Raw genomic sequence first — 611 nt, 5'->3', positions numbered from 1 at the left:
TCGCCTTGACCTCGCAACCCGTTGACTATTTAAACCACAAAAATTTCAGATAATTATTACCTTTGCAAAGGCTATTGGTTATTCTTGTAGATAATAAGAATTTTAACAATAAAAGAATAATTCTCGTAGTAACGGACGAGCTAGTGGGGAGCTAATGCGTTATTCACCCAGAAAGCAGTGCTATTTTGCACTGTTCTTTTTCGCTTTTGTTGCCTTGTGTGTTGGTGTTATTGAGCTGTTGCATCAGAATCAGCAAGACCTTCAGCAAGAGCGCGTGCAAGTTGAAGCCAAAGAACAACTGTCTATTCTCCGCTCCAATTTGGAAGCGGTACTCATGGCTGATATTTACAAAGCCAGCACATTAGCGACGCTAATCACTTTGCTGCCAAATAGCGAAGAAGAGGAGCTAAGCATTGCCGCCGATCGTATTCTTAACAAAAGTAAGCACATCACGGTCATCGGTATTGCGGAAAATGATGTAATTAGCCATATATTCCCAACTCAAGGCAACGAGCGCGTCCTTGGTCTGGATTACCGTAAAGTACCAGCGCAATGGGTACAAGTTCAAAAAGCGAAAGATATTCAAGAGATTTTCATCGCGGGGCCGGTGT

General features: G+C 42.6%; 1 pseudogene. It reads left to right on the top strand.

From position 1 onward, the window contains the following. Positions 1-154: 154 nt before the first annotated feature. Positions 155-611 (top strand): annotated as a pseudogene (locus R7Q46_RS28225) (sensor domain-containing diguanylate cyclase); the annotation flags it as partial.

Source organism: Vibrio sp. 811, from assembly GCF_033339195.1.
Note: the sequence above shows the minus strand (reverse complement) of the source record. Positions and strands in the feature narration are given on the sequence as shown.